23 protein-coding genes, 2 tRNA genes and 1 pseudogene are annotated in these 20,396 nt (G+C 30.0%); 17 read left to right on the top strand and 9 right to left on the bottom strand.

Features of this window, described 5'->3' with window-relative positions:
* Positions 1 to 18 precede the first annotated feature (18 nt).
* Together AGR56_RS18275 and AGR56_RS18270 are read right to left on the bottom strand one after the other, a co-directional pair.
* Complete coding sequence (locus AGR56_RS18275; protein WP_242851597.1) at positions 19 to 672, bottom strand: LacI family DNA-binding transcriptional regulator; 654 nt, start codon at positions 670 to 672, stop codon at positions 19 to 21.
* Positions 673 to 1,261: 589 nt separating this feature from the next.
* Positions 1,262 to 2,494, bottom strand: coding sequence for a competence/damage-inducible protein A (locus AGR56_RS18270; protein ID WP_053243510.1), 1,233 nt, complete (start codon positions 2,492 to 2,494; stop codon positions 1,262 to 1,264).
* Positions 2,495 to 2,661: 167 nt separating this feature from the next.
* On the opposite strand from AGR56_RS18270, the gene AGR56_RS18265 reads away from it, so the two are divergent.
* Together AGR56_RS18265 and AGR56_RS18260 are read left to right on the top strand one after the other, a co-directional pair.
* Positions 2,662 to 3,642, top strand: a complete 981-nt coding sequence (locus AGR56_RS18265) for a DnaD domain protein (protein WP_053243509.1) — start codon at positions 2,662 to 2,664, stop codon at positions 3,640 to 3,642.
* Positions 3,635 to 4,621 carry an ATP-binding protein gene (locus AGR56_RS18260; protein ID WP_053243508.1) on the top strand — a complete coding sequence of 329 codons (987 nt, stop codon included), beginning with the start codon at positions 3,635 to 3,637 and terminating at the stop codon, positions 4,619 to 4,621. The genes AGR56_RS18265 and AGR56_RS18260 overlap by 8 nt, the downstream gene beginning before the upstream one ends.
* Before the next feature lie 235 nt (positions 4,622 to 4,856).
* Here the strand turns inward: AGR56_RS18260 and AGR56_RS18255 are convergent.
* Positions 4,857 to 4,932 (bottom strand) — tRNA-Thr (locus tag AGR56_RS18255).
* A 23-nt stretch (positions 4,933 to 4,955) separates the two neighbouring features.
* A tRNA-Asp gene (locus AGR56_RS18250) sits at positions 4,956 to 5,032 on the bottom strand.
* A 138-nt stretch (positions 5,033 to 5,170) separates the two neighbouring features.
* Here AGR56_RS18250 and AGR56_RS18245 point away from each other — a divergent pair.
* From AGR56_RS18245 to AGR56_RS18170, 15 genes and pseudogenes are all read left to right on the top strand, one after another.
* Complete coding sequence (locus AGR56_RS18245) at positions 5,171 to 5,977, top strand: S1 RNA-binding domain-containing protein (RefSeq protein ID WP_231017702.1); 807 nt, start codon at positions 5,171 to 5,173, stop codon at positions 5,975 to 5,977.
* A gap of 201 nt (positions 5,978 to 6,178) precedes the next feature.
* A complete protein-coding gene (locus AGR56_RS18240; RefSeq protein WP_053243507.1) occupies positions 6,179 to 6,601 on the top strand; it encodes a hypothetical protein in 423 nt (140 codons plus the stop codon).
* Between the two features lie 374 nt (positions 6,602 to 6,975).
* A complete protein-coding gene (locus tag AGR56_RS18235; protein ID WP_053243506.1) occupies positions 6,976 to 7,404 on the top strand; it encodes a hypothetical protein in 429 nt (142 codons plus the stop codon).
* A gap of 275 nt (positions 7,405 to 7,679) precedes the next feature.
* On the top strand, positions 7,680 to 8,465 hold the full coding sequence (locus tag AGR56_RS18230; protein WP_053243505.1) for a hypothetical protein: 786 nt from the start codon (positions 7,680 to 7,682) through the stop codon (positions 8,463 to 8,465).
* A gap of 45 nt (positions 8,466 to 8,510) precedes the next feature.
* Positions 8,511 to 8,747: a hypothetical protein gene (locus AGR56_RS18225; protein ID WP_053243504.1), complete on the top strand. Its 237-nt coding sequence runs from the start codon at positions 8,511 to 8,513 to the stop codon at positions 8,745 to 8,747.
* Positions 8,748 to 8,782: 35 nt separating this feature from the next.
* Complete coding sequence (locus AGR56_RS18220) at positions 8,783 to 8,977, top strand: hypothetical protein (protein ID WP_053243503.1); 195 nt, start codon at positions 8,783 to 8,785, stop codon at positions 8,975 to 8,977.
* Between the two features lie 102 nt (positions 8,978 to 9,079).
* A complete protein-coding gene (locus AGR56_RS18215) occupies positions 9,080 to 10,627 on the top strand; it encodes an ATP-dependent helicase (RefSeq protein WP_053243502.1) in 1,548 nt (515 codons plus the stop codon).
* Between the two features lie 367 nt (positions 10,628 to 10,994).
* Positions 10,995 to 11,825, top strand: a complete 831-nt coding sequence (locus AGR56_RS18205) for an Mrp/NBP35 family ATP-binding protein (RefSeq protein WP_053243500.1) — start codon at positions 10,995 to 10,997, stop codon at positions 11,823 to 11,825.
* A gap of 2 nt (positions 11,826 to 11,827) precedes the next feature.
* Positions 11,828 to 13,180: an FAD-dependent oxidoreductase gene (locus AGR56_RS18200; protein ID WP_053243499.1), complete on the top strand. Its 1,353-nt coding sequence runs from the start codon at positions 11,828 to 11,830 to the stop codon at positions 13,178 to 13,180.
* 22 nt (positions 13,181 to 13,202) lie between these two features.
* Positions 13,203 to 13,568, top strand: a complete 366-nt coding sequence (locus AGR56_RS18195; RefSeq protein WP_053243498.1) for a NifB/NifX family molybdenum-iron cluster-binding protein — start codon at positions 13,203 to 13,205, stop codon at positions 13,566 to 13,568.
* 18 nt (positions 13,569 to 13,586) lie between these two features.
* Positions 13,587 to 14,417 (top strand): ATP-binding protein, encoded by an 831-nt coding sequence (locus AGR56_RS18190; protein ID WP_053243497.1) that lies wholly within the window; start codon positions 13,587 to 13,589, stop codon positions 14,415 to 14,417.
* Positions 14,408 to 15,256: an ATP-binding protein gene (locus AGR56_RS18185; RefSeq protein ID WP_053243496.1), complete on the top strand. Its 849-nt coding sequence runs from the start codon at positions 14,408 to 14,410 to the stop codon at positions 15,254 to 15,256. The genes AGR56_RS18190 and AGR56_RS18185 overlap by 10 nt, the downstream gene beginning before the upstream one ends.
* Positions 15,257 to 15,284: 28 nt before the next feature.
* Positions 15,285 to 15,637, top strand: a pseudogene (locus AGR56_RS18180) (C-GCAxxG-C-C family (seleno)protein).
* Between the two features lie 38 nt (positions 15,638 to 15,675).
* Complete coding sequence (locus AGR56_RS18175) at positions 15,676 to 16,032, top strand: NifB/NifX family molybdenum-iron cluster-binding protein (RefSeq protein ID WP_053243495.1); 357 nt, start codon at positions 15,676 to 15,678, stop codon at positions 16,030 to 16,032.
* Positions 16,033 to 16,049: 17 nt separating this feature from the next.
* Entirely contained in the window at positions 16,050 to 16,406 is a 357-nt protein-coding gene (locus AGR56_RS18170; protein WP_347460559.1) for a transcriptional repressor, read from the top strand.
* Positions 16,407 to 16,778: 372 nt separating this feature from the next.
* Here the strand turns inward: AGR56_RS18170 and AGR56_RS18165 are convergent, their stop codons facing one another.
* The 5 genes from AGR56_RS18165 to AGR56_RS23645 all read right to left on the bottom strand — a co-directional run bounded on the left by AGR56_RS18165 (position 16,779) and on the right by AGR56_RS23645 (position 20,244).
* On the bottom strand, positions 16,779 to 17,096 hold the full coding sequence (locus AGR56_RS18165; RefSeq protein ID WP_053243494.1) for a PTS fructose-like transporter subunit IIB: 318 nt from the start codon (positions 17,094 to 17,096) through the stop codon (positions 16,779 to 16,781).
* 73 nt (positions 17,097 to 17,169) lie between these two features.
* Complete coding sequence (locus AGR56_RS18160) at positions 17,170 to 17,721, bottom strand: PTS sugar transporter subunit IIA (RefSeq protein ID WP_053243493.1); 552 nt, start codon at positions 17,719 to 17,721, stop codon at positions 17,170 to 17,172.
* Positions 17,678 to 19,195 carry a BglG family transcription antiterminator gene (locus AGR56_RS18155; RefSeq protein WP_157055837.1) on the bottom strand — a complete coding sequence of 506 codons (1,518 nt, stop codon included), beginning with the start codon at positions 19,193 to 19,195 and terminating at the stop codon, positions 17,678 to 17,680. Before AGR56_RS18155 ends, AGR56_RS18160 begins: the two co-directional genes overlap by 44 nt.
* Before the next feature lie 243 nt (positions 19,196 to 19,438).
* Entirely contained in the window at positions 19,439 to 19,897 is a 459-nt protein-coding gene (locus tag AGR56_RS23650) for a hypothetical protein (RefSeq protein ID WP_347460558.1), read from the bottom strand.
* A gap of 86 nt (positions 19,898 to 19,983) precedes the next feature.
* Positions 19,984 to 20,244, bottom strand: coding sequence for a GIY-YIG nuclease family protein (locus tag AGR56_RS23645; RefSeq protein ID WP_331000771.1), 261 nt, complete (start codon positions 20,242 to 20,244; stop codon positions 19,984 to 19,986).
* Positions 20,245 to 20,396 lie beyond the last annotated feature (152 nt).

The following is a 20,396-nucleotide window of genomic DNA, read 5'->3' as shown; positions in this document are numbered from 1 at the left end:
TCATATCCGGAATTAACTTCAAAAAGTGCCTATAAAAATATACTTTTCATAATAAATATTTTTATCCTCTAAATATGATTTCAAGACACCAATTCTATCATCTACAATACTATCCGAATTATCACCAAACTTTTCTTGTCCTCCTATGTATCCTATTTTGTTATATCCATTTGATGTAAAATAATCCAATACAGAAATAACTGCTTGTTTGAAATCTATAGTTACTGAATCGTAGCGTTTTAATAACTGATCTGATCCAATAAAAACAATATTTTTTGTCCATGACCCAAGTTTCTTTATTTGCTTATTGCTAAACTTTCCTACAGCTATTATTCCAGCCACATCTTTTGACATTTCAAATTTATCATTTTGAAAAATCCGAACAATATCATAGCCCTCTTCCTTAGCACGCTTTTCTACTCCCATTCTAATGGATAAATAATATAAGTCATTTAATTCTTCTTGCTGTGTGTACCACTGCATTATGGCTATTTTGTTACTTTTCTTATTTTTTTTATTTTGGTACTTTTTATAATCCAATTGTTCAGCAACTTGAAAGATACGCTTTTTAGTTTCATCACTAACAGATAACGTATCATCATAATTTAATACACGAGAAACAGTTGCACTAGAAACACCTGCTTTTTCCGCTATATCTTTAATAGTAGTCATTTTTACAAATCTCCTCTTCAAATAAATTGTCTAGAAATAAATCACAAGTATAATTTCTATATTTATTAGTTGCACTAAATTCTTTTATAATTTTTTACTAAATTTACTTATCTCTAAAATATCTTTTTATTGATTTAAGTATTCTATCCTTATTGATGCACCTACATATATTCTTCCTAATTTCAAGTATTTACTTGTAATACTACTTTCAAAATTTACATATATTAAAAACCTAAATTATATTTTCATATTACCAGTATACCTAGCTGCTGTCAATAGTTAACTATATGCATTAAACAAAAATGCAGCTAGCATTATGAATTTATTCTTTCAAACAAGAACTTAATACTGGTCGCATATTTATAGTAAATCAGTATCAATTAAGCACATAATTTTTTATATAATTTACTAAAATTTTATGTAATTATAAGAATTTTTTATAACAGAAACTGCATTGAATACAAAAATATTTGGCTATAGCTTAAATAAATGTAAAAAGAAAGCACTTATTTAAACCATAGCCAAATATTATTATTTACATATTAAACATATCCACTAACTTATGTAAAAATAAGTTTATACAAAAAAACTATTTTATTAACTCCCTTCTAATCCAATCAAGTACAATATTTACGACTCTATTTCTAACCTTTTGCCTATCTCCAGGAATATTAAGCTTTCTAGTTTTAACTTTTCCATTTATATATAATCCAATATATACAAGTCCTACAGGCTTTTCTTCAGTTCCACCGCCAGGGCCTGCTATTCCCGTAGTCGACACACCTATATTTGTATGTGAGGTTTTAGCTATACCTTCTGCCATTTCTGCTGCTGTTTCACTACTTACCGCTCCAAACTTATCTAAAGTCTCCTTCTTTACTCCAAGCCTATTCATCTTTGCTTCATTACTATATGTTACAGCACCTTCCATAAAAACCTCTGAAATACCCGGGTAATTTACAAATCTTCCAGCAAGAAATCCTCCCGTACATGATTCGGCTGTTGATATTGTAATTTTATTTTCTATTAGGAGCTTTCCGACCACCTCTTCAAGGGAGGTATTATCAACTCCATATACATTATCTCCTAGTCTATCACGAACCTCTCTTTCCATAGGCTCTATTAGCCTTAATGCTTCCTCCTCAGTTTTAGCATTAGCTGTTATTCTAAAAGTAACTTCATTGTCTTTTGCATAAGGAGCTATTGTAGGATTAGTTTGTTTATCCATTATATCTTGAATTCTTTCAGCTGCATTTCCCTCTCCTATTCCAGTTACTCTTAAAACCTTTGAAACAATTATGGATTCCTGATACCTTTTAAGATATGGGACAACATAGTTTTTAAACATAGGCTCAACTTCTCTTGGTGGACCAGGAAGCAGTATTACAATTTTATTATTTTCATTGATTATACATCCAGGAGCAGTACCATAATCATTCTTAAGTATTGTACATCCCTCTGGGAAATAAGCCTGCTTTTTATTATTTTCGCTTATCTCTACCCCTAATTTATTAAAATATTTAGCAATCAAATCATATGATTCTTCATCAAAAATAAGTTTTTTTTCAAAGTACTCAGCCGCAGTTTCCTTTGTTAAATCGTCCTTAGTAGGTCCAAGCCCTCCTGTAGTTATTACTATATCAGCTCTTTGAATGGCAAATTCAAACTCTTTTTTAAGCCTATCAACATTATCTCCTACAACTGCTTGATGATAAATCGAAAAGCCCATGTTAGCCAATTCCTTAGACAAAAATTGAGCATTTGTATTTAAAATATCTCCAAGTAAAATTTCCGTTCCTACACATAATATTTCAGCTTTCATAATTGCTAACCTCTTTTCTTAATTGTATAATATAAGTTCAACTATAAAACTTTATATATTCTTATTATATATCTTTATTAAGGTTTTGAGTTTGTATTGTATATTTTATTTTTATATAATAGTATTATCTTATAGATAAAAATCATTTAGGGAAAGGTTGCGATACTATGAGCACTTTCATGTTTAAGGCTAATTCCAATAATATCACACCTGTAAGCAATATATTTATAGAAAAATATATGCCAAATGCACGTGGAGAGTATGTTAAAGTATATCTGTTAGGGCTTAAGTATTGCGTTTGTGGTGAGCCAGGTATTAATTCATCAATGATGGCTTCAATTCTTCATTTGCTTGAAACAGATGTAATAAATGCATGGAATTATTGGAATGACGAAAATGTAATCAAATTAATTCCTTTAGATAATAAGGGTAACTTTAATATTCAGTTTTTAAATTTAGTAGACAATTTTGAAGAAAAAGACGAAAATGTCAATTTGCTGAGTGAACTTAATAAGGACTCCATAAAAGGTATGCTTCAAGATATAGAAAAATTGCTTGGAAGAACTCTTTCGCCAAAGGAAATGACGGTTTATATAGGATGGCAAAATGACTTTAATTTTTCTCCAGAGTTAATATTGCTGCTTATACAATACTGTGTTTCAAAAGGCAAAACAGATTATAGATATATAGAAAAACTAGCTATATATTGGCATGATTCTAATATAAAATCCGTAGAAGATGCCCAAACATATATAAAAAAGCATGAGGACAAATGGATTAAAATACGCAAAATATTGAATTATCTTGGAATAAAAGATCCTGAAGTAATGAAACCACAGGAAAAAATCCTTGATAAATGGATAACCACCTATAACTTTTCTACAGATGTTATACTAAGAGCCTGTGATATTTGTTTTGAAAGAATAAACAAAGCCGATTTTAAATACATAGATGCAATTTTAACCAACTGGTTTAAATCAGGAATCAAAACTGTTTCCGATGTAGACCTTAAAGATTCAAAAAAAGGTTCCTTTAAACAGTCTAAGCCTAGCAGTACTTCAAAAGGAAACTTTAATAATTATGAACAGAGAAATTACGATTTTGATGATTTAGAGAAAAAATTATTAGGATGGGATAACAATGATTAAGGGCTATGCTGAAGAAATAGAAAAAATATATTCTAAAATACGTGAGAAAGAAGCATTTGAACTAAAAAAAAGAAAAGAAGAAATAGCATTAAAACTTCCTGAAGTTATTAACATAGATAATAAGATAGGAAAACTTTTTATACAATTATCAGTAAGCATGTTTAAGGATTTAAAAGTCGATAGAAATACCTATATCAAAAATTTAAAAGATGAAATTACAGACTTAAGAATAAAAAAATCTGAGATACTTTCCTCACATGGATATCCTATAGATTATTTAAATATTAAATATAGATGTCCAAAATGTAAAGATACAGGCTATATAGAAACTAAAAAATGTTCCTGCTATAAAAAATACCTCGTAAAATTGTACTATAAAGATTCTGAATTAAACTCATTATTATCTATAAATAATTTTGATAACTTTGATATAAATTTTTATTCTACACGGAAAACCCAAAATGAGTTAGAGAGCCCAAGAAAAAATATAGAAAAAATATTTACTAGAGCACTGAACTTTGTAAACACTTTTGATACTTCTAAAGAAAACCTGCTTTTTTATGGAAACTCTGGCACTGGTAAAACTTTCTTATGCCAGTGTATTGCAAAGGACTTACTCGATAAAGGACATCTTGTAATATACAAAACCTCTGATGATTTGCTTAATATTCTAAAGAAAATAAGATTTGAAAACAACTCTGAGCTAGAAGATTTAATCGTAAACTGTGATCTTCTTATTATAGATGACCTTGGCACAGAGCAAATAAATGACTTTTCCAAAACGGAAGTTTTTAATTTAATAAATAGAAAACTTCTATCTGGAAAGAAAATGGTCATATCTTCTAACCATACTTTAGAAGGATTATCTAGAATATATTCCGAAAGAATTACCTCAAGGTTATTTGGTGATTTTACTCTTTGTAAATTTTACGGAGACGATATAAGAGTTAAAAAAAATCTAAATAGGATGAAAGAGTAAACTAATAGTATTTCAAAACATTAAATAAAAGCCATAAATCTAAGAATGAAAATATTAAAATTCTAGGATTTATTGGCTTTTATTTAAATCGTCCCAAAATACCATTCGTTCACTTGACCGAAAAATCAAGAAAAATTTAAGAATATCAATAATTCAATGTGGATTGCAGCAATATTTAAGCAATTTAAAACTTACGTATAAAACAAAAAACTCTAGAAATTACTTTCTAGAGTTTTGGTGCTGGCAGAAGGAATTGAACCCTCAACCTACTGATTACAAGTCAGTTGCTCTACCAATTGAGCTATGCCAGCTTATGTACTATTTCATTTTAAATTGGCGACTTGGAAGGGGATCGAACCCTCGACCTCTGGCGTGACAGGCCAGCACTCTAACCAGCTGAGCTACCAAGCCGCAATATTGTGGTGGGCACTACAGGGCTCGAACATCTGATGAAGGAGGAAGTCCTTCTTCCGTTACTCAGTTTAGAAATTTATGAAGAAAAGAATAGCCCTTAGTGGCTATATCATTATTATACTAGGAGACGTTTTTATGATAACAAATAATAATAATTCAAAAGTTTATGATATTATGGCTTCAAGACAGAGTAGAAAAATTTTAACAGGAGTACTGTCAGCGGTAGAAACTTACAAAAATGCTGATGGTGTAGAACATGATTGTGCTGTAGTCTTCTATGACGTATTTAAGGTGCTTATACCTCTTAAGAATATGAATATATCGAGAGAAGATAAAAGGGTTGTAAGGAGCATGATAGGGGCAGAAATTGACTTTATTGTTAAAGAGATTGATGAAACTCACAAAATAGCAGCTGCTTCACGAACGGAAGCTATGGAACTCAGAAAATCACTGGAATTAAAAAAGCATAAGGTTGGTAATAAAATTCAAGTTAGGGTTACATCTATTGGTAGAGATAATTGCAGGGTAGATTGCTATGGCTTAGAAACCAAAGTGCCTATAGATGAAATAGACTATGGATATATTGACGATATAAGTAAACACGTTCAGATAGGGGATAAGGTACTAGCCGTAATTAAGGAATTAGACTTGGGAAAAAATATTATTAAAGTTTCAATCAAGGATGCAAAAGAAGATCCATACGGGCATCTAATAGGTTCTCTTACAAAAGGTGGAGAATATCTTTGTACTGTAACTGGTATTCAGGAATATGGTGTGTTTTTCAATATAATAAATGGAGTGTCCTGCCTGTGTCCTTTTCCTAATTGGACAAACTTTTCTCCTAATATAGGTGAAAGATATGTAGTTAAAATAAAAGCAATTGATCACAAGAATAAAAAGATTGATGGGAACATTATGAGAGCTATAAATCAAAATAGATAATTAAACTATAAATTTATAAATTCCTCCGATAAATTCATCAAAATAACATATAAGAGTAATAGAAAGAGTTTTTTATTTTACTATTTTTAGTAACAATTATTTTAGGTCAAATTGGCTAACAAAACTGTGTGTAGGCATTTTCTGCTTATATGCAGTTTTTTTTATATCTAAATTCAAGAAATGAAAGGTGGAATTATAAAAATGGATTGTATAAGCAAAGAAGAATTTTTAAAACAGCCCAAAGAGATACAGAGAATATTTAATGAATGGGAAAATGACAATATGGAGGATATAGATCTGTTTGACTATACAGGGAAAGATCCATCATATAAAAATAAGTTTCCACAAATAGTTAAATATGTAGATTTTGAATGCTTTGGTGATGAACTAGTTCAATTAATGTCAGAAAATCAGCTTAGAAGATTTATTGAAGATAATACAAAGAAAAAAATAAGTTCAATGTTAAGTCTTGAAGGAAATAGGGATTATTTAATAACATTAGGAAATTATCAACTAGAGGGAACACCTATGTTTGGTTTTAAAGAATATCAAACTAATACTAAAAACTTGCTAGAAGCTTATTGGCAAGTAGCTCTCAAGATAGCAAAAAATGAGAATACGTAATCTGAATATTAACTATACCTAAAAAAATAGTAGTATTCATAGTATTTAATGATATTAAAATAGGTGTAAATAATGCATTGTAGACATGATAACTATACTAATTATTTAAAGTATACAAAGCATTTGTATAAGGGTGCTATTTGCCCTAAAAACTTTAAATCTGATATGCTCATAAATGTCAATGACGTGACTACACGCTTTGTATATCATTGATATTTATGGTTGCATATCAAATATACTATCTGGAAGGCAAATAGTTATATACCTTGCTTATATATCAACAAAGTTAAAGTATGAATATGCTTACATTCTATACATGTAGGTATAGATATTGAATATATTGTGAACCTAGAGTATGAAAGGAGAATGAAATAATGAAGACTGAGCAAATAGAGAGAATGAATAAAATAAATGAACTTATAGAAGTTATAGCCAGTGTAGATAGAAGATTTTTCTATTCGAAAAGCAAAGATAGGACAGGAAAATTTATTGAAGGCAAGAAGCTATTTTATATTGATGAATATACAGGTGAGAAAGTATATCCGTATTATAGTGGAAGAAAAAAGTTTAGTCATGGCGGTACATTATGGGGATTGGTAAATGATTTTAGAGAGTGGATAATAACAGGAAAACTTTCAAATGGTAATAATGGCTATGGCGGTTTATATTGCCCGCATTGGGGATATACAGCAGAAGGAATGGCAAAGGTTGTTACCAAGGGTAAAGAAATAGGATTTTTGAAAAAAGATGCTCCAAGGTATGAAGATGTTTTAAAACAATACAAGGCAAGAGGATTGGCTTAATAATTGCTATGAGTATATTGTGAACCTTCGGGAGGAAAAAGTATATGAAATGTAAAAATAAGATTCCACGTTTTCAATCCTGGTAAACCAGGTTGCAAGGAGTGAGCCTACACAGGGCAATAGATTAACAATCCTATATGAATAGCTCCGCTAAGGTGTTTAGTTTAAGCATAAATTTCCCTATTAGTTGCGGATTTAAAAGTTAAAATAAATCCTTGGGTAGCCTGGGGAAATGACCTTGCTAAATGTGCAAAAGCATTTAGAAGGTCGATTATGTGGAAAGGAAACATATAATATTTTATTCTGGCGGTATTGGAAGTTACTTTACAGCTAGAAGAGTTGTAAAAAAAGAAGGCAAAGAGAATGTAATACTTCTTTTTACAGACACAAAAATGGAAGATGAAGATTTATATAGATTTATAGATGAAACAAGTAAAAAACTAGGTGCAAGATTAGTCAAATTGGCAGATGGAAGGACACCTTGGGATGTTGCTAAAGACGTAAGATTTCTACCTAATAGTAGAATTGCACAGTGTAGCCATCTATTAAAGCAGAAAATGGCTAATACATGGATAAAAGATAATTTCAAGCCAGAAGATTGCATTTTATATTTAGGTATAGATTGGACGGAAGAGCATAGAAGATCTGCACCAGTAAAAAATTATTTGCCATATGAAGTTAGATTTCCTATGTGTGAAGAACCTTATCTAACAAAGCCACAAATGCTGGATATATTAGAGAAGGAAGATTATATAAGAAGACCTAGGCTTTATACCAAGGGTTTTGCACATAACAACTGCGGGGGTTTTTGCTTTAGAGCTGGCATAGGACATTTTAAGAATTTACTGGAGAAAAACAGAAAATTATATTTGTTCCATGAAAATAAAGAGCAGGAAATGAGGGCCTATTTAGGCAAAGACGTAAGTATTTTAAGGAGAACACGAAATGGCGAAAAGATTAACTTAACATTAAAGGATTTGAGACTAGAATTAGAAAGCGGAAAGCAGTTAGATTTTTATGAATTAATAGATGTTGGAGGCTGTGGCTGTTTTCTATCGTAGTTCGCAATTCAAATACAGTGAATATATTGTTAAGTTGGTGATAAGATGACAGCCTTAGAAAGAAATGACTTAATACAAGCATTAGTCCAAAATTATGTAATAGAAAAATACAAAAATATTGTTTTTCAAAGGGAAAATGCTGAAGCATACACTTATACAAAAGGTACATTAATGGGTGCTTGTATGGCATTAGAACTCGATATTAAGGAAACAAAAGAGGATATAACTATAGTTACAAGAAGTAAGAATAAAGTTATTGTAACAGCCAAATTTCAAGAATAAGATTATTACGCATTTCAAAGATTGGAGGGATAGTAATGTTTGGTTTAAAGAATCCATATGGATATGATCTAAATAGATTAAAGGTTTTAAATGTAACAGAAGATGGAACTATTGTTGGTGGTACTGACTACAATAAAAATTTTAAAGTTGGAAACAAGTATACATTCCCAAGTGGAGAAACTATAGAAATATTGGATGTAAAAAAGATTGTTACGGTTAAAGAAGTTTAGTTCGCATTTCAACTACATCGTAATAAAAGAGGATTAACCTTTATAAGTTAGTCTTCTTTGTATTTTACGAAGAATTTTTAATATGAGAATGGGGGAAAATTAATGATTAGTGAAGAAAAATTATTAAGTGAATTGGACATAGACCAAAGAGCAGCGGTAACAGCTCCATTGAATAGATCAGCATGTGTAAGAGCAAATGCCGGAAGTGGAAAAACCAGAGTACTTTCTTCAAGAGTTGCATACCTGACATTAAAAAATGTTAGTGGTATCATGCTTCTAACCTTTACTAATAAAGCAGCAAAAGAAATGACAGAAAGAGTTCAAAAGCTAGTAGGAAATAATATTAATACTAGAATAATATCAGGAACCTTTCATCACATGGCTTGTGTGTTTCTAAGAAGATACTCTAAAGCAATAGGAATAGACAATAAGTTCAGCATACTTGATCAGTCTGATGCAGAGGCTATTATGGGCAGAACACGTAAAGAAATACTATCAGAAATTCCTAAAAATGAAATACCGAATGATTTTCCTACAGCTCCTAAATTATTATCAAAATATTCTTTTTACAGGAATAAATTCAGCAAGGATATGTCATTTGATATATTCTTAAGAAATAATAAGGTTTTACCTAGGAGTAGAGATCTTACAGAGAAAATAATTAAGGAATACGAAGATTTCAAGAAAGAATCTATCTCACTGGATTTCGATGATCTAATCATTTATTTCAGAAAGCTGCTTGTAAGCTGTACAAAAGTGCGAGAAACAATACATTCTGCTTATCCATATATCTTGTGCGATGAATACCAGGATGTGAATTATATCCAGAAAGACATAATAGATATGATTGATATAAACAATAATCAGATGGTTGTTGGAGATGAAGGACAATCTATCTATGGATGGCGTGGAAGCAATATAAACTATATATTAAGCTTTAAGGAAAACCATAAAAATGCCTTAATATATACTATCCGTTACAATTACAGGAGTGCTTCGGGCATTGTAAAGCTTGCTGAAAATGCTATAAATCTAAATGTAAAAAAAGAAGAAAATAAAAAGATTATGATACCTTTTCAAAAACAGAAGGTAATACCAGTGATTAAAGGATTTTTGGATGAGCTGCAACAGGGCGAGGCCATTGCTGATAAGATAATAAATAGTAAATACAATTTAAAAGAAACATCAGTACTTGTGAGAAACAATAGACTTATGAGGGATTTAGAATTTGCTTTTAGGAAAAAACACATAAAATATAAAGTTGATGGAGGCACACCATTCTATGAAAAAGCTCATATCAAGGATATTTTTGCTTTTTTAAAGTTTGAATATAATAACAAGAATAGGATATCATTTATTAGAATTATAACTATGGCCAATGGTGTAGGACCTAAAACAGCCGAAGGCATATATGAGGCTTTCAAATTTTACAACTTTAACTATGATTCAGTTCAGCTTATCAAAAAACCTAAGAAATCAAAAGACTATATTGAAAATATCTTTTATATTATGGATGAAGTTAGTAAAATACCCTCTCCGGCTAAAAAAATAGAGTATATCTTCAATCAATTTTATCAAGATTACTTATATGAGGAATATGACAATGATAGTATTGACAACAGAATAAGCGATGTACAAAAAATTTATTGAAATGGCAGAGGAATATATAACAATAGATAGTTTCATAGAAGATTTAAGCTTATTTTCCAAACAAAAATCCTTTAAAGTTATCTGGTTTTTACAATCCTCAAATTTATTAATATATTCTTCCCAGGTTACATTATCTAATTTTTTTGACATAGTTATCCTCCCATTGATATTTATTTTTCTTAATTTTATCAATGGATAGAAAGGTTATCTAGGTGCTTAATTTTTTACGCTTACTTATAGATAAGCATAAGAATGTTTTTTAAGCATTTTTATGCTTTTTTATAATTGGCATTTGACAATAACTAAAAAAAGAGTTAATATGAAACTGGCAAATGCTAATATTAGATTTTGTTTAGGAGATGATTTCATGGGAGAATGCAGTACATGTCCATCAAGTGAAGGATGTTCAAAGGATAAAGATAATTGTATGGTTAAAAATAATCCTTTAAACAGTGTAAAAAATGTAATTGGTGTTATGAGTGGAAAAGGAGGAGTAGGTAAGTCTTCAATATCTGTACTCATTGCAAAGCATTTAAAACAGCTTGGGTATAGTGTGGGCATATTAGATGCCGATATAACAGGACCAAGTATTCCAAGGCTGCTTGGATTAAGAGGTAAAAGAGCTGAGGTTACTGAAGAAATGATGATACCTGTTGAAAACTATGATGGAATAAAGGTCATGTCACTAAATTTCCTAATAGATAAGGAAGATGATCCTGTAATATGGAGAGGACCAATGATTGCGGGTGTAGTTGAACAATTTTGGACAAATGTTCTTTGGGGAGAACTTGACTATTTAATAATTGATATGCCTCCAGGAACAGGTGACGTTGCATTAACAGCAATGCAATCTATTCCAATTAATGGAGTGGTTATGGTATCTGTGCCACAAGATCTTGTTTCTATGATAGTATCAAAGGCTGTAAATATGGCAAGAAAGATGGATATTAACATTTTAGGTGTTATAGAAAATATGAGCTATATAACTTGTCCTGACTGTGGTAAAAAAATAAAACTTTTTAATAGCGAAAGCACAGAGCAATTTTTAAAGGAAATGGATTTAAAATTATTAGGAGAACTTCCTATGCTAAATAGTATAAGCAATTTAAGTGAGCACTGGTATGAAAGCGTAAATGAAAGTCTTGAATTGATTTTTAACCCTATAGTAAAAAATATAATAAAAGACTTGGAGGATTAGTAATGATTAACACAGATATCTTAGTAATCGGAGGTAGTGCAGGAGGAATACTTACTGCTACAACAGCTAAAAAAGTATATGGAGATAAAAGAGTAGTACTTGTAAGAAAGAATAAAACAGTAATGGTTCCTTGTGGAATACCATATGTTTTTGGAACATTAAAGGATGCAAGTAAAAATAGAATACCAGATGCAATGCTTATAAACGCAGGAGTTGAGCTCCTAATAGATGAAGTTATAAAAATTGATAAAGAAAACAAGATTGCAATTTTATCAGAGAATGAAGAGATAAAATACGATAAGCTTGTAATAGCAACAGGTTCACTTCCAATAATACCAAAGTTTATAAATGGGTATAATTTAAATAATGTGTTTCCAATTATAAAAGATGAAGATTATCTAAATGATATATTAAATAAATTGGGAAATATGCAAAATATAGTAGTCATAGGTGGGGGATTTATTGGAGTAGAATTTGCAGAGCAATTAAAAAAAGATAATAAAAATGTAACCATTATTGAAGTGGCAGAAAAGTGCTTATGGCAGGCATTTGATAATGATATATGTGATGCTGCTGAACAAGAGATGAAAGATAATAACATAGATGTTAAGACCGGTATTAGAGTGAAAAGCATATTAGGAAATGATAAAGTTGAAGAAGTTGAACTTGAAAATGGAGAAAAAATAAAAGCTGATGCAGTTATTTTAGGTATGGGAGTTGTTCCTAATTCAAGTATTGCAAAAGAAGCAAGTATAATGGTCAATGAAAAAGGTGCAATAGTTGTAGATGAATATATGAGAACTAGTGAAAAAGATATTTTTGCAGTAGGCGATTGTGCTGAAAAGAGATGCTTCTTTACTAACAAAAATATTCCAATATTACTTGCTTCCACAGCGGCTATGGAAGCAAAAGTAGCAGCATCTAATTTATATGGATTAAAGTATGTAAGAGAAAATAAAGGAACAATTAGTGCATTTTCAACAAAATTATTTAATAAATCATTTGCAGCTGCTGGACTTACAGAAAGAAGAGCAAAAGAAGAGGGCTTTGAAATAAATATAGGAAAGTTTGCAACTATGGATAAACATCCCGGTTCTCTTCCAGAAACAAGTAAATTAGAATTGACTTTAATATTTATAAAAACTTCTGGAGTACTTATAGGAGCACAAATATCTGGAGGGGAAAGCGTTGGTGAGATGATTAATATATTGAGTTTGGCAATACAGAAAGGATTAACTGCAAATGAACTAAATACTTTCCAGGTTGCTACTCATCCGCTTCTTACAGCTTCACCTATTGCATATCCTATAAATGCAGCTGCATTAGATGCTTTAACAAAGGATTTAAAAAAATAAAATAAAGAAATGAGGTATAGTAATGAAAATAGCAATTTCAGCAACAGGAAAAACTATTGAAAATCTGCTTGATATGAGATTTGGAAGATGTGAATATTTCCAAATTCATGATACTGAAAGTGGAGAAATTAAAATTTTAGATAACGAAGGACAAAACGCTAGTGGTGGAGCAGGAATAGCTGCATCTAATCAATTAATAGATGAAAAAGCAGAGGTTATAATTACAGGTAATCTTGGGCCAAATGCTTTTGAGCTTATTGAAAAAGCAGGAATTAAAGCATATAAGTGTGGGAATATAACTATAAGTTCAGTGCTTGAAAAATATAAAAACGGTGAACTAGAAGAAATAAAAATGTCTGGACCTGCACATCATGGAGGAAGCCACTAGATTGGAGATGAGTATATAGTGAACATAGCAGTACTTAGTGGGAAAGGTGGAACAGGGAAAACTACAGTTTCAACTAATCTAGCTCTTGCATTAAAGGCAAATTATATAGATTGTGATGTAGAAGAACCAAATGGTTTCTTGTTTTTAAAGCCTATAGTAGATAAAACAGAAAATGTTATGGTTGAATATCCTGTAATAGATGATAATAAATGTGTTTCTTGTGGAGCTTGCGTTAACGTATGTCAGTTCAATGCTCTTGCAAAAGTTAAGGATGATATCATGCTTTTTCAAAAGCTATGTCATGGGTGCGGAGCGTGCCAGATTGTATGCAAATATAATGCTTTAACCTATGACAAAAGAGAAATAGGTAAAATCGAAAAAGCTACAGCAAGAGATATAAAGTGCAAAAGAGGAATTTTAAATATAAGTGAACCTATGGCAGTACCAGTTATAAGGAAACTTCTTAAAAATTTATCAGATGGAATTAACCTGATTGATTGTCCTCCTGGAACTTCTTGTAATGTAGTAAATGCTTTGAAATATGCCGATTCAGCAATACTTGTTACAGAGCCTTCTGAATTTGGACTTCATGATTTAAAAATGGCTGTAGAACTTGTGAAAATGTATAATATACCTTTTGGAATAGTTATAAATAAAGATGATGGCAGTGATAATATAGTTAAAAAGTTTTGCAGAGAAGAAAAAATTTCATTGATAGGTACAATTCCTTATAGTAAAGATACAGCAGTAATTTATTCTAAGGGAGAAATACTATATGATGATTTGCATCACAAAAGAATATTTGATCACTTATCTATAGCTGCAAAGGAGGTGCTATATTGGAATTAGCAGTTTTAAGTGGGAAGGGTGGTACTGGAAAAACTACCATTGCCACAGCATTATCTGAACTTGCTAAAGATGTAATAAGAATAGATTGTGATGTAGATGCTCCAAATCTTTATTTGTTCTATGAGGGTAAGGATATTGAAAAAAGCGAATTTACAGGTAGTAAAAAAGCAATAATAGATGAAGCTCTTTGTACTAAGTGCGGAAAATGTGAGAGTGTATGTAAGTTTCATGCTGTAGAAAACTTTATTATAAATCCATTTATCTGCGAGGGGTGCGGGGCATGCACATTAGTGTGTCCACAAAGTGCTATAAAACTAGAAGATGAGAAAACAGCAGATACCTTTATTACTGAATTAGATAATGGAATAATTTCTAGAGCAGAAATGGGAATAGGCAGTGACGGTTCAGGAAAATTAATAACTTATTTAAGAAAAAACGGAAGAAGATTTAATAAAGATGAGAAACTAACTATAATAGATGGTTCACCAGGTATTGGATGTGCTGTTATATCATCAATAACAGGAGCAGATGCAGTTTTAGTTGTTACAGAACCTACAAAATCAGGGCTTGAGGATTTAATGAGAGTAGGAGCTTTATGTGAACACTTTGGAGTTTTTACTATGGTTTGTATAAACAAATACGACATAAATGAGGATATGAGCAAAGAAATAGAAAAATTCATTAATGAAAAAGAATTGGTTTTAGTAGGAAAAATTCCATTTGATGATACCGTAATGAAATCTATAAATGAATTAAAGCCAATAACTTTTTATAAAGATAGTATAGCAGAAAAGGCTATTGAAAATATGTGGAATAATATGCAGATGTGTTTGCATTAAATTAAAACGAGATGTGGAGTTAGTATAAATGACAAAAGTATTAGAATATCATAAGCAAGGATATAATTGTGCAGAATCGGTTATAAAAGCATTTAATGAAGAAAGAGAATTGAATATTCCTGTTCAAATTGCTAGCCCTTTCGGTACAGGTATGACTATAGGAAGTACTTGTGGAGCAATTACAGGATCACTTATAGCATTAGGAGCATTAAAAGGAAGAGAAGAAGCAGCAAATAAGAATGAATCAAGAAGTATACAAAAGAAATAATGAATAAGGTAAAAGAAAAATATGGTACATTTGAATGTTTAGAGTTAAAGAAAAAAGGTGTATCTTGTAGTGAAATAATAGAATATACCTATGATATTTTAAAAGAAGTATAAAATAAAAATTTAAATAAAAATATAAGGAGGAATTTTAAATGAAAATAGCAGTTGCAAGTGAAGGAAAATATGTAAGTGGACATTTTGGACATTGTGAGGGTTTTACAATATATGAGGTAGAGGAAGGTAAATCATTAATTAAGAATTTTACTCCTAATCCAGGACATAGACCTGGTTATCTTCCAGTATTCCTAAAGGAATTAGCCGTAAATGTAATTATTGCAGGAGGCATGGGAGAAACAGCACAACAGTTATTTAATGAAAATGGAATTGAAGTAGTTGTTGGTGCTGAAGGTTCATGCGATGATATAGTGCAAAAATATGTAAATGGTGAATTAGAATCAACAGGCAGTGTTTGCAGAGAACATGAACATGAAGGACATTGCAATGAATAATTATAAAGGATGATTTTATGAAAGATGATTTGATATCTTTTAAAAAGCTCTTGGAGAAAAATGGATATAAATTTACAATGGGTAAGAGGATAGTGTTAAAAACTATTTTAGATAGTAAAACTCATTTAAATGTAAAAGAAATATACGAGAGAATAAAAGAATACCAAATAGGACTTGCTACGGTTTATAGAGCTATAAAGGTATTTAATAAACTCGGAATAGTAAAAGAAATAAATATTAATGGTATAAGTTATTATGAAATGAAAATATTTAGTGGTAAACCCCTGCATATTCATTTTAAATGTTTTAAATGTAATAGTATAATTGATTTAGATAGTCAAAGTTTAAACTTTGACTTATCTAAAGTTAAATAAAAAGTGGAAGAAGAAAATAACATAAGTAATAATATGATTCAAATATTATGTTCGAAAGGATTATGCAGTAAATGCAGGGAGGAATTAAAATGGGCAAAGTCCCAAGCCTCGTGTATGTTTACTCGCTGAGAAGATGCTCAGACAAATTAAATTATCTAAGTATTTTACGATTTTTTTACCAAGATTTATTAGATTTTTTCAACTTACTTTTTATTATTTGCTATTGCTTGTCATTATTTAAATTATTATCCTTTATTAAGTTAATGAGCTGTCGCACTAAAAAAATTACAAACCTTTCGCTTTAATTAAGTTCGTAATTTTTTTATATTTAGTGTGACAGCCCCATTGTTAATTTTAAATGACTAAATAATCTTATTTTTTACTATTTACATATGCTTCAACTTTATCAATTATTTGATTTGATTTTTTTACTACATCACTAATCCCAACCTTAACAATTGGTAATCCACTAAATCTTTCTGTTTCTTTTATACCAATGTCTTTAGTTAATATAACTACATCAGCATCTTTTACATCATCCATAGTAATTCTATTTTCTATACCTATTGAACCCTGTGTTTCAACTTTTATTTCTATTCCTTTATCTTTTGCTGCTCTTTCTAGTGCTTCTGCTGCCATATAAGTATGTGCAACTCCTGAAGGGCAAGCTGTTACTGCTAATATTTTCATTTAAAACATCTCCTATTTTATTATTTTTCTTTTCCTACTCATTGATTTAATTTATATCCTTGATGCTCTATCATTAATTTTTAAAAGCATTAATTATTTCTTCCGCACTTTTGGCATTTTTTATGTCCAACATGGTTTTATCACTCTCTAATACAGTATAAAAATTCTTAAAGAAATTCTTAGTAGTACTAATATTTTCAAAATTTAAACACAGTATAATAATAAATTCTAAATCATTATCCTCCCAACTTATAGGTTCTTTAAATTTAACAATGCATACCTTAGATTGATTAACATACACACTTTCTCCATGCGGAATGGCAATACCTTTTCCAACATAAGTTGACCCTTTTTCTTCCCTTTCAAGAATACTTTTACAAAACCCTTTTTTAGCATAACCCATTTCTTCCATAATACTTCCATAATGATATATAGCTTCTTTGAAATCTGTGAATTCACTATTTAAAAAGCATAATTTTTCATCGAAAATATCCAGTTCTTCTTCCTTAAGATTATTTCTTACTGATGACTTTCTCGTAGAATTTTTAAGCTTTTTTAAAGTACTTTCTACTTTTTCTAAATCACTCTCTGTAACAAGAGTAGATATATAAACAACTTTTTTCATTCTTCTGTATGTTTCTAACTGTAGTTATTACTATATCCGATTCCCGAATTATATCATCAGTAAGTAAACTTATAGGAAGAATATGAGTTATCTCTAAATTTTCAAAACTTTTTCCTAATCTTAAAGCTACCAATTGAGACGTGCCTATACCACTTGAGCAAACTACTACTGCTCTTATTTTCCTTTTCATATTTTCAACAGCCAGTGCTAAATGCAGTGCAATATATCCAACTTCATCTTCATTAATTGAAACTCCAAGCTTATTTTCAAAAATGCTGCTACAAGCCCATGCTGCCCCAAATATGCTGGTGTATTCTTCCTTTATCCTTTCTAATATGGGATTTGTAAGTCTAAGACCATATTTCAACCTCATTACAGTTGGCCTTAAATGCAATACTAATCTAGTTAAAAGATTTTTATCCTTTGCCAAGTCAATATTCAAAACTTCCGAGGATACGGAAATTATATCTTCGGCAATATCAACATATTCTTCATCTTGATTTTCAAGCAAAGTATTATAGTCATCTGAATTATAGTCTTCCTGAATTTTTGCACCTAACATATGCATTGCTATATAACCTATCTCTTCTTCTGGAAAACTTATGTGAAATTTCTCACTTAACTGCTTCACCACCCAGCCAGCTACATTAAATTCTCTTTCTTTCCTTAAGCTTTCCAAAAATTCTCTATTAACCGATACAGCTCTGTTATTAATTATTCTTTCTATAGTAATAGCAACATGTGTAATTAAGTTTAAAAATGCTTGATCTGTAAAATAAAATCCCAATTCTTTTTCGGCATGCTGTATAATATCTTGTATATATAACAAATCTAACTTAGGAAACATTTCCTTTATATTCTTATAATTTACAAAGTCAATTCTATAATCTAGTTTTTCTAAAATTTCGTCTATTTCTCCACCCAGGTATTTTCCTTCTTGCATTTGTGAAAGTAAATCCTTAAGAGCCCTTCTGTAATCCTTTTCTTTTCCTTCAATCCATAATCCTTGATTTTGCTTCTTTCTTAAAACAAGATTGCGCTTTTTAAGCCAATTTTCTACATAAATCAAGTCATTTACAATAGTACCTTTACTGCAATATAAATCATCTGCAAATAATTGAATGGTGTATGGCACAGAATCTTCGAATAAAATTTTTAATATATACAACCTTCTAAATTTAGATGAAAACTTATCATACTCCACAAACTTTGTATCTTTTTTATCAAGAAGATTCTTAAATTTTTTTCTAGTTTTTTCATCCATATTCACATATACACCTACGTTGGTTTTTCTAATAATTTGCAAATTCCTATCTCGGTATTCATCTTCTAACTCGTCTAGATAATTTCTAACTGTTCTACCTGTTTTATTTATTATCTTTGATAATTCAGTTACAGTAACTGGTTCTTTTCTCCTTATCAATTCAGAAAGCAATACTTTTTTCACATTTTCCTTATTGCTAATCTTAATCACTTCCAATATTGGTCAGTTCTATTTTTTATTATTTTTATTATTCTGTCTGCTATTATATTAACACGTCTAAACATAAGATTCTATATCTAAATGTTCAAATTTTTTTCCACAATAATAGGGAAAAAATGTAATATAATTTTGCCCATTTTACTATAAATTATTTAAAATATTATTTAATCTAGAACTTTGTGTCTGATATGCTTTCAAACTTAAACCTTTAGCTTTCTCTATATTTCAATTTGCCTAAAATAATTTATTAACAGCTTTATCAATGCTTAAACTATCTATATCATTAATCCATTGTTCTTTAATAGATATATATTTGCAGATACTTTCCTTACTTTTTAAGTAATTGTATATTATATGAACCTCATCTATTTCATCTTTTCCAATATTAATTACTTCTTTTAAAACACTTCTAAAACTAGATATAATATTGCTTTTGATTTTACACTTTATCTCATCAATATTAAAATCGTTAAGCTTATATCTTTCACTAAAAATTAGTTTATTATACCTTGTTAAAAATAATTTAATTTCTTTATTGTCTAGAAACTCTATCAAAGCAATATTCATTTTTTGTTCCATTTCTTCAAGAATAGTTAAATCAGTACCATCAATTAATTTTGTAATTCTTCCCATTAAAGCAAGATAATACTCGGAGGAAAGCTTCCCTGTGCACATTCCAGTACACAAATCCATAGAATATTTTAAACAGCCTGAAGCCTTTTTTGAACTATTAGTACACAAGATTTTGCTATGTTTTTTTATGCCATATAGTGCCTTTTCTACAGTATTTTTGCTAGTATAAGGTTCAAAGTAAAGTTTTCCATTAGAATCATTAGGCTCATTGCAAACTTCAAAGCTTGGATATTTTTCACCAATTTTATTACCTTTGAAGAATGTGATTTTGAATTTACAAAGTAAGATCCAACTCTACTTCTTGAATTTTTAGATTTTCCTACATAAATAATAGTATCTAACGAATCTTTCATAAAATATACTCCTGGTGAAAAAGGCAATTTTTTAATTTTTTCTTTTAACTCCAAGCTGCACCCTCCTAAAGGTAAATGTTGATTACATTTTATTATAGGAATACGCCTTTCACACGCATAATTAAAAGAATTTGAAACAGCGGGCAAAGAATAATTTAAAATACTGACATGAACATAACGTTGAGTTATAATATATATTAATTCTT

This window comes from Clostridium sp. DMHC 10, assembly GCF_001270375.1.
Classification (GTDB): Bacteria; Bacillota; Clostridia; order Clostridiales; family Clostridiaceae; genus Clostridium_S; species Clostridium_S guangxiense.
The sequence above is the reverse complement of the archived record's forward strand: the minus strand, read 5'-3'. Positions and strand labels throughout refer to the sequence as shown.